The sequence below is a fragment of the Streptomyces sp. NPDC029044 genome (assembly GCF_040637495.1).
In the GTDB taxonomy this organism is placed as follows: Bacteria; Actinomycetota; Actinomycetes; order Streptomycetales; family Streptomycetaceae; genus Streptomyces.
This window is the reverse complement of record NZ_JBEZWN010000041.1, coordinates 59,514-69,391: the sequence shown is the minus strand read 5'-3', so window position 1 is coordinate 69,391 and position 9,878 is coordinate 59,514. Positions and strand designations below refer to the sequence as shown.

3 protein-coding genes, 1 tRNA gene and 1 rRNA gene are annotated in these 9,878 nt (G+C 68.9%); 4 read left to right on the top strand and 1 reads right to left on the bottom strand.

The window, feature by feature from the left end:
* The 3 genes from rrf to AB0E85_RS27485 all read left to right on the top strand — a co-directional run.
* Positions 1–87, top strand: a 5S ribosomal RNA gene (gene rrf / locus AB0E85_RS27495); the annotation flags it as partial.
* Between the two features lie 114 nt (positions 88–201).
* A complete protein-coding gene (locus AB0E85_RS27490) occupies positions 202–864 on the top strand; it encodes a DegT/DnrJ/EryC1/StrS family aminotransferase (protein WP_361932350.1) in 663 nt (220 codons plus the stop codon).
* 74 nt (positions 865–938) lie between these two features.
* Positions 939–1,014 (top strand) — tRNA-Thr (locus tag AB0E85_RS27485).
* A 44-nt stretch (positions 1,015–1,058) separates the two neighbouring features.
* Here the strand turns inward: AB0E85_RS27485 and AB0E85_RS27480 are convergent.
* Complete coding sequence (locus AB0E85_RS27480) at positions 1,059–3,812, bottom strand: SpoIIE family protein phosphatase (protein WP_361932340.1); 2,754 nt, start codon at positions 3,810–3,812, stop codon at positions 1,059–1,061.
* Positions 3,813–4,193: 381 nt separating this feature from the next.
* On the opposite strand from AB0E85_RS27480, the gene AB0E85_RS27475 reads away from it, so the two are divergent.
* Positions 4,194–9,656: a HAMP domain-containing protein gene (locus AB0E85_RS27475; protein WP_361932338.1), complete on the top strand. Its 5,463-nt coding sequence runs from the start codon at positions 4,194–4,196 to the stop codon at positions 9,654–9,656.
* The last annotated feature ends 222 nt before the right edge of the window (positions 9,657–9,878 follow it).

Below are 9,878 nucleotides of genomic sequence, written 5' to 3'. Positions count from 1 at the left end.
GGTTACATTCCGAACCCGGAAGCTAAGCCTTACAGCGCCGATGGTACTGCAGGGGGGACCCTGTGGGAGAGTAGGACGCCGCCGAACAATCATTGAAAGGGTTGGACCTGGAACTTCGGTTTCGGGTCCAACCCTTTTTTGTTGCGCGTCACTTGAAGTTCACGTTGCGCACCGAGCATTCAAGGCATGGGTACTGCTGCAATGCTCAGGGCCGCCGGTGTCGGACTCGGTGACGAGGTCGTCGTGCCGGCCTTCGGGAACGTCGAGGTCGCCGAAGCCGTGACCATGGCCGGCGCTCTGCCGGTGTTCGCCGACATAGACCCCGCCACCTACTGTCTCGACGTCGCTGCTGTGGAAGCAGCGGTCACCTCGCGGACGGCGGCCGTGGTCGTCGTGCACCGCTTCGGCCGGCTCGCCGACATCGGTCGGCTGCACGCCCTCGGGCAACGCCACGGGCTCCTGGTACTGGAGCAAGGTGAGTCGGAGGCTCCGTACGACGAGACGGCGCAGCGCAGGGAGCGCGCGGCTTATCTCGATGCCAAGTTGAGGGGTGTGCGGACGCCGGACGACGGTGACGGACACACATATCAGCAGTACGTCGTGCGGGTTCCGGGCAATGGGCGGCCCGATCGGGACGCCTTCGCGCGGGCCGTGCGAGCCAAGGGAGTCGAGTGCCGGGTGCCGGTGAAGACGCCCGTGCACCGGCTGCCCGAATTCCGTCGCTGCGTCGCACTGCCGGAGACCGAGCGGGCTTCCGACGAGACTCTGGCGCTGCCCGTGGACGCGTCGTTGACCAAGCGGGACATGCATCGGATCGTGTCGGCCTGCAACGCTCTCGGAGGGCTTCTCCAGCCCGCCTTCTGACGTGGTTGGGAGCACGGGTCTGTTCGGGGTATGATCTATTCCGTTGCCGCGGGGGAGACCTCGCAAAGCAACAGGCCCCTATAGCTCAGTCGGTAGAGCGTCTCCATGGTAAGGAGAAGGTCAGCGGTTCGATTCCGCTTGGGGGCTCCAGCATAAAAGGCCCCACCCTCACGGGTGGGGCCTTTTGCGTTTCCCTAGTCCTTGTGGAGGCCGGGGACGCGCATCGCCAGGATCGCCATGTCGTCCGAGGGGGCGTCCGATGCGAAGCGTTCCACCGCGCGCATGATGCGGGCCGCCACCGCGCCGGCCGTGAGGCCCGTGCAGGTCGTGAGGACGTCGGCGAGACCGTCGTCGCCGAGCATGCGGGCGCCCTCCCGGCGTTCGGTGACGCCGTCCGTGACGCACAGGAGGACGTCGCCCGGGTCGAGGGTGACGGTCTGCTCGTAGAGCTCCAGATCCTCGATGACGCCGAGCAGCGGCTGGGGCTCCGCGGCCGGTTCGACCGTGCCGTCCTGGCGCAGGCGCAGTGGGAGGGGGTGGCCGGCGCAGACGACCTTCAGCTCCGCGCTGCCGTCCTCCTGCGGGCGCATCTCGCCGTAGAGGAGGGTGAGGAAGCGGCTGCGGGCGCCTTCGTCGAGGATCGCGGAGTTCAGGCGCTCCAGGACCGTCGGGCCGGTGAGGCCCTCGCGGGCCAGGAGGCGCAGGGCGTGGCGGGCCAGGCCGGTGACCGCCGCCGCGTTCGGTCCTGTGCCGCAGACGTCGCCGATGGCGAAGCCGTAGGCGCCGTCGCGGATGGGGAAGACGTCGTAGAAGTCGCCGCCGACCTCGTTGCCCTCGCCGGCGGCGCGGTAGATGACCTCGACCTCGACGCCGTCGATCTCGGGGAGCTCCGGGGGCAGGAGACTGCGCTGAAGGGACTGACTGATCGCCGTCCGCTCCGAGTAGAGGCGGGCGTTGTCCAGGGCCAGGGCGGCCCGGCGGGAGAGGTCCTCGGCGAGCTCCAGGATCTCCTGGCGGAAGTGTTCGTCGGTGGGCTTGCCGAGGGTGAGCATGCCGATGACGCGGTTGCGGGCGACCAGCGGCAGGACCACGGTCTCGCCGCCGACGGCGGAGGCGGTCGCGAGGGTGGGGCCGATGCCGGGAGTGACCTGGCGGGTCGGGCTGCCGCTGAGGCCGAGGCTGCGCATGGAACTGCGCAGGGCCGCCTGGTGGGCCACCTCGCCGGGGGCCGTCCACACGCGGGCGCCGGGAGTGGGGACCGGGTCGGGCGCGGGGACCTTCGACAGCAGGGACTTGATGCCGTCGATGAGTTCCTCGTCCTCGTGCAGGACGTAGGAGAGGTAGGGCTCGGAGGCCTGGTCGGCGATCGTGTAGACGGCACACCAGGTGGCCAGGGTCGGGACGGTCATCTGGGCCATCAGGGCCAGGGTCTGGTCGCGGTCCAGGGTGCCGGCCAGCAGGTCGGAGGCCTCGACGAGGAAGCTGAGGGATCCGCGGCGCAGGCGCTCCAGTTCGCCCAGGCGCGCCGATTCGACGGCGAGGGCGATGCGGTCGGCGGCGAACTGGAGGCGCAGGGCCTCCTCGTTGGAGTATCTGGCAGGGGCTTCGGCGGCGACGCCGAGGGAGCCGGTGAGGCGGCCCTCCACCTTCAGCGGGACGGTGACGACCGAGCGCATGCCCGTGCCGTTCAGCAGCGGGACCGCGCCGGGGACCGCGGTCAGGTCGTCGTGGACGGCGGGCATGCGGGCCGAGCCGTAGCGGCCGGGGCCCGCTTCGACGGGGACGCGGGCGAACCGCTGACGGGCCGAGGGGAGACCGGTGGAGGCGCGGACCTCCAGTTCCGTCTCGTCGTCGGTGGCGAGCAGGAGGAAGGCCGAATCGCCGTCGAGCATGTCGCGGGCGCGCTCGACCGTGCGCTGGAGGAGGCCGTCGAGGTCGTCCGGCGCGGGAGAGCCGATGAAGACCTCGAAGGGGTCGGTGTTCTGGCCCTCGGAGCCGGTGGAGGTGTCGGAGGCGGGGCCGCGCAGCGGCGTCTGGAGAACTGCTCGTTCGTGGTCCCGTACCAGGAGGCACACGGTTGACGGTTCGCCTGCGGTGTCGCGGACGCGCAGGTGGGAGGCGTAGACGGGGGTGACGCGGCCGGTGGCGGCGCGGATGCCGTAGCTGCCTTCCCAGCGGGAGAGGCGCAGGGCCTCCGCGATGCCGGTGCTGGTGCCGGGGGTGTGCGGCCACGCCGCGAGGTCGGTCAGGGGCTTGCCGACGACCTGCTCCGCCGGGTAGCCGAAGAGGTCCTCGGCGTCCTCGTTCCAGGCGGCGATGTGGCCGGTGCGGTCGACCTGGACGACGGCCACGCGGACCCGGCTGTCGGCGAGGGGGAGGAGGTCGGAGGGGAGGGCCGGGCCGGCCGCGCGGGTGCCCACGGCGCGCGCGGGCAGGTCCAGTTGGAACCAGACGGTCTTGTGGGTGGGGATGTACTCGACGCCCCAGCGGCCGGCCAGGGCCGCGCACAGCTGGAGTCCGCGGCCGCCCTCGCGGTCGGGGCTGCCCATGTTGACGGCCGTCGCCTGGAGGGGGATCTCGCGTTCGGGGTAGCGGTCGGCCACCTCGATGCGGACGCCGTCGTCGCTGCGCAGGCACAGTACGTCGGCGGAGGTGCCGGCGTGGACCACGGCGTTGGTCACCAGTTCGCTCGTGAGAACGACGGCGTCGTCGACGATGTCCGCGAAGCCCCAGCCCTGGAGGGTGTCGCGGACGAAGGAGCGGGCGCTCGCGACCGATCGCCCGACGGGATCGAAACTGGCGGCCGCGCGCGCGGTGATCACAGAACTCCTCGACCGGTTCTCGACGTGCTGGGCTGCGTGGCCGGCCGGCTCGCGCCGCTGCTGGGGCAGGGCGCCCGTCGGCCGGGGGTCCGGGGGCTGTCCCCCCGGGATCAGTCCGGTGGTCATGGTGTGTGCGGCCGCCCCTCCGATGCCCGCTCGTCTTCGTGCCACCGCCCAGGCCGGACGGACCGGCGCGGCTGGACAGCCGGATGCAAGGTTACTTACCTTCGCGGTCCATGCGGATGCCGGTCTGCAGTGTTTCCGTCCGGAGGGTGTGCGGACGATGTGCGAAGCTGCCGAACTGTTATGGCCTGGTTCGGCCAGGGTGAAACACTGGGCAAGCTTCTTGTGAAGGTCAGGGCAGGCTGTGTGCCCGGAGGTGACCTTGGGCAGCAGCCCCCTGGAGACGGCCTGGCATGCAGGGCAGAGAATACGCAGTAGTAACCGGTACGCCGAGCGTGGTACCCGAGCACAGCAGAGACGGTCGACCCCTGCGGGAGGGACACAGTGGAGTCTGGCGCAGCGACGCGTGGCAGGAAGACGCGCGCGAAAGGCGGACAGTCCCCGATCAATCAGGGCAAGGTGCGTAGTGGCACGACCGAGGTGGACACGGCGGCCCTGAACCGCCTGATGGCGGCCCTGGTGTCGATGCGGGACGGGAACTTCCGCAAGCGGCTCACGGTGTCGGGCGACGGCGTGATGGCCGAGATCGCGGCGGTCTTCAACGAGGTGGCCGACCGCAATCTGCATCTGACGGGTGAGCTGTCGCGGGTGCGGCGGATGGTGGGCCGTGAGGGCAAGCTCACCGAGCGGCTGGAGACGGGTGCCTGTGAGGGCTCCTGGGCGACGGCGATCGACAACTCGAACGCCCTGGTGGACGACTTGGTGCGGCCGGTTTCCGAGGTCGGCCGGGTGCTGTCGGCGGTGGCGGAGGGTGATCTGTCGCCGCGGATGGAGCTGCGGACGCAGGTGCCGGACGGGAACAGTCAGCCGCTGCGCGGCGAGTTCCTGAAGGTCGGGCGGACCGTCAACAACCTGGTCGATCAGCTGTCGACGTTCACCGACGAGGTCACGCGTGTGGCCAGTGAGGTGGGCACCGAGGGCAAGCTGGGCGGGCAGGCCCGCGTGCGGGGCATGTCGGGTTCCTGGCGGGACCTGACGGACTCCGTCAACACGATGGCGAACCGGCTCACCGCTCAGGTGAGGGACATCGCGCTGGTGACGACGGCGGTCGCCAAGGGTGACCTGTCCCGGAAGGTCACCGTGCAGGTGGCCGGCGAGATGCTGGAGCTGAAGAACACCGTCAACACGATGGTGGACCAGCTGTCGGCGTTCTCCTCCGAGGTCACGCGTGTGGCACGTGAGGTGGGCACCGAGGGCGCGCTGGGCGGCCAGGCGCAGGTGCCCGGCGTCGCCGGTGTGTGGAAAGAGCTGACCGATTCGGTGAACACCATGGCCGGGAACCTCACGGCCCAGGTGCGCGGGATCGCGGAGGTGACGACCGCGGTCGCCAACGGTGACCTGTCGCGCAAGGTGACGGTGCCGGCGCGCGGTGAGGTCGCGCAGCTCGCCGACACGATCAACCAGATGACCGAGACACTGCGGATCTTCGCGGACGAGGTCACGCGTGTGGCCAACGAGGTCGGGGCCGAGGGGCAGCTCGGCGGTCAGGCGAACGTGCCGGGTGCGGCGGGGACGTGGAAGGACCTCACCGATTCGGTGAACACGGTCTTCCGGAATCTGACCACTCAGGTGCGGGACATCGCCGCCGTGACGACGGCGGTGGCCAATGGTGATCTGTCGCAGAAGGTCACGGTGGATGTGGCCGGCGAGATGCTGGAGCTGAAGAACACCGTCAACACGATGGTGGACCAGCTGTCCGCCTTCGGTGCCGAAGTGACCCGTGTGGCGCGGGAGATCGGTGTCGAGGGTGAGCTGGGTGGCCAGGCGCAGGTGCCGGGTGTGGCCGGTACGTGGAAGGACTTGACGGACTCCGTCAACACGGCGTTCCGGAACCTCACCGGACAGGTGCGGAACATCGCCCAGGTGACGACGGCGGTGGCCAACGGCGACCTCTCGCAGAAGGTCACGGTCGACGTCTCCGGCGAGATGCTCAAGATGAAGAACACCGTGAACACGATGGTGGACCAGCTGTCCTCCTTCGCGGACCAGGTGACGCGGATGGCCCGGGACGTGGGCACGGAGGGCCGCCTGGGGGGTCAGGCCCGTGTCGACGGTGTGTCGGGCACGTGGAAGGAACTCACCGACTCCGTCAACTCGATGGCCGGCAACCTCACCTCCCAGGTGAGGAACATCGCGCAGGTGACGACGGCGGTGGCCCGGGGTGACCTGTCGCAGAAGATCGATGTCGACGCGCGCGGCGAGATCCTGGAGCTGAAGAACACCATCAACACGATGGTCGACCAGCTCTCCGCCTTCGCCGACCAGGTGACGCGGGTCGCCCGCGAGGTGGGTACGGACGGCCGGCTGGGCGGTCAGGCTCAGGTGCCGGGCGTGGCCGGTGTCTGGCGCGACCTGACGGACTCCGTGAACGGCATGGCGTCCAACCTGACCGGCCAGGTGCGCAACATCGCCCAGGTGGCCACGGCGGTGGCCCGGGGTGACTTGTCCCAGAAGATCACCGTGGACGCGCGCGGGGAGATCCTGGAGCTGAAGAACACGCTGAACACGATGGTGGACCAGCTGTCGTCGTTCGCCGAAGAGGTCACGCGTGTGGCCCGTGAGGTGGGTACGGAGGGCATCCTCGGCGGTCAGGCCGAGGTGCAGGGCGTCTCCGGCACCTGGAAGGACCTCACCCAGTCCGTGAACGGCATGGCCAACAACCTGACCATCCAGGTGCGCAACATCGCCGAGGTCACGACGGCGGTGGCCCGGGGTGACCTGTCGAAGAAGATCACCGTCGACGCCAAGGGGGAGATCCTCGAACTCGTCACGACCGTCAACACGATGGTGGACCAGCTCTCCTCCTTCGCCGAGCAGGTGACCCGGGTGGCCCGTGAGGTGGGCACCGAGGGCATCCTGGGCGGCCAGGCGCACGTGCCGGGTGTCACGGGCATCTGGAAGGACCTGAGCGACAACGTCAACCTGATGGCGAAGAACCTCACCACTCAGGTGCGGAACATCTCCCAGGTCTCGGCGGCGGTCGCCAACGGTGACCTGACGCGGCAGGTGACCATCGAGGCGCGCGGTGAGGTCGCGCAGCTCGCCGACACCATCAACACGATGGTGAAGACGCTGAGTTCGTTCGCCGAGCAGGTCACCAAGGTGGCCCGTGAGGTGGGCACGGACGGCATCCTCGGCGGTCAGGCGCACGTACCGGGTGTGGCCGGTACGTGGAAGGACCTCACCGAGTCCGTGAACCAGATGGCGTCCAACCTGACCGGCCAGGTGCGCAACATCGCCATGGTGACCACGGCCATCGCCAAGGGTGACCTGACGAAGAAGATCGACATCGACGCGCGCGGGGAGATCCTGGAGCTGAAGACGACCATCAACACGATGGTCGACCAGCTGTCGTCCTTCGCGGAGGAGGTCACGCGTGTGGCCCGCGAGGTGGGCACGGAAGGGCAGCTGGGCGGCCAGGCACGGGTGCGGGACGTGGACGGCACCTGGCGGGACCTGACGGAGTCGGTGAACGAGATGGCCGGGAACCTCACCCGGCAGGTGCGTGCCATCGCGCGCGTGGCGACCGCGGTGACCCGCGGCGATCTGAACCTGAAGATCGACGTGGACGCGTCCGGGGAGATCCAGGAGCTCCAGGACTACATCAACAAGATGATCGCCAACCTGCGCGACACCACGATCGCCAACAAGGAGCAGGACTGGCTCAAGGGCAACCTGGCCCGGATCTCCGCGCTGATGCAGGGCCGCCGTGACCTGGAGGACGTGGCCTCGCTGATCATGAGCGAGCTGACGCCCGTCGTCTCCGCGCAGCACGGGGCGTTCTTCGTGGCGATGCCGCTCGTCGACGGCGAGGACATGAGCGCCACGGTCGAGGACCAGTACGAGCTGCGGATGCTCGGCAGTTACGGCTACTCGATGGGCTCCATGCCGACGTCGTTCGAGCCCGGTGAGGCGCTGGTCGGGACGGCTGCCGAGGAGAAGCGCACGATCCTCGTGGAGAACGCGCCCAGCGGTTATCTGAAGATCTCCTCGGGGCTGGGCGAGGCGCCGCCCGCGCAGGTCATCGTGCTGCCGGTGCTGTTCGAGGGCAGCGTGCTCGGCGTCATCGAGCTGGCGTCCTTCACGCCGTTCACGCAGATCCAGAAGGACTTCCTGAACCAGATCGCCGAGATGATCGCGACGAGCGTCAACACCATCTCCGTCAACACCAAGACCGAGCTGCTGCTGGCGCAGTCGCAGGAGCTGACCGAGCAACTGCGGGAGCGTTCGGCAGAGTTGGAGCAGCGGCAGAAGGCCCTCCAGGCGTCCAACGCCGAACTGGAGGAGAAGGCCGAGCTGCTGGCCCAGCAGAACCGCGACATCGAGGTGAAGAACACCGAGATCGAGGAGGCGCGGCAGGTCCTGGAGGAGCGCGCCGAGCAGCTCGCGGTGTCGATGCGCTACAAGAGCGAGTTCCTGGCGAACATGTCGCACGAGCTGCGTACGCCGCTCAACTCGCTGTTGATCCTGGCGAAGCTGCTCGCCGACAACGCCGAGGGGAACCTCTCCCCGAAGCAGGTCGAGTTCGCCGAGACGATCCACGGAGCGGGTTCGGACCTGCTCCAGCTCATCAACGACATCCTCGACCTGTCGAAGGTCGAGGCGGGCAAGATGGACGTCTCCCCGACACGGATCGCGCTCGTCCAGCTCGTGGATTACGTGGAGGCCACCTTCCGGCCCCTGACCGCGGAGAAGGGCCTGGACCTGTCCGTGCGGGTCTCGCCGGAGCTGCCGGCGACGCTGCACACCGACGAGCAGCGGCTGCTACAGGTGCTGCGGAACCTGCTGTCGAACGCGGTGAAGTTCACCGACTCGGGGTCGGTGGAGCTGGTCATCAGGCCGGCGCGGGAGGACGTGCCGCAGAAGATCCGGGAGCAGCTGCTGGAGACCGGGTCGCTGACCGGTGCGGACGCCGGGCTCATCGCGTTCTCGGTGACCGACACGGGCATCGGCATCGCGTCCAGCAAGATGCGGGTGATCTTCGAGGCGTTCAAGCAGGCCGACGGCACCACCAGCCGCAAGTACGGCGGCACGGGTCTCGGGTTGTCCATCTCGCGGGAGATCGCGCAGTTGCTCGGCGGTGAGATTTACGCGCAGAGCGAGCCGGGCCGCGGTTCGACGTTCACGCTGTACCTGCCGCTGCACCCCAGTGAACTGCCGCCGCAGGGCTACCAGCAGCAGCTGCCCGCCCTGGAGGCCGGCGACCTGGTGGCGTCGGCGTCCGAGCTGTCGGACGTGGAGGTCGAGACGCCGGCCGAGGTGACGTCGTACCGCGAGACGCAGAACGGGCCGGCCGCCCTGTTCCGGCGGCGCCGCAGGATGCCCGAGCTGCCGCCGCGCCCCGCGCAGCTGGAGCAGTGGACTGCGTCCGAGCAGGAGCCGGCGCCGAGGTCGAACCGCGGCATCCGGTTCGGCGGCCAGAAGGTCCTGATCGTCGACGACGACATCCGCAACGTCTTCGCCCTGACCAGCGTCCTGGAACAGCACGGCCTGTCCGTGCTGTACGCGGAGAACGGCCGGGAGGGCATCGAGGTCCTGGAGCAGCACGACGACGTGGCGGTCGTGCTGATGGACATCATGATGCCCGAGATGGACGGGTACGCGACGACCACGGCGATCCGCAGGATGCCGCAGTTCGCCGGGCTGCCGATCATCGCGCTGACCGCGAAGGCGATGAAGGGCGACCGCGAGAAGGCGATCGAGTCGGGCGCTTCCGACTACGTGACGAAGCCCGTCGACCCCGATCACCTGCTGGCGGTGATGGATCAGTGGATGCGAGGGGAATGAGGGGAACGTCGGTCAGTTGCGCGACCATGTCGGGAAGGTTCGGTGTTCACGCGGAGTTGCCGACTCGGTGTGCGCATAGTCGTGTAGAAGTACAAGATCCGGGGAACCTTCTGGTCTCCTGCTGCGTTTCTGCTACGTGCGCAGTGACATCGCGGTGACAGGGTGTGGCGACGGGCGGGGTGCGGCTACGATGACCGGCACAAGGACGGGCGGCGCAAGGGA

Excerpts from the sequence above, each read along its gene's own strand:
- AB0E85_RS27490 (WP_361932350.1), top strand. The coding sequence starts at position 202 with ATGCTCAGGGCCGCCGGTGTCGGACTCGGTGACGAGGTCGTCGTGCCG.
- AB0E85_RS27480 (WP_361932340.1), bottom strand. The coding sequence starts at position 3,812 with ATGACCACCGGACTGATCCCGGGGGGACAGCCCCCGGACCCCCGGCCG.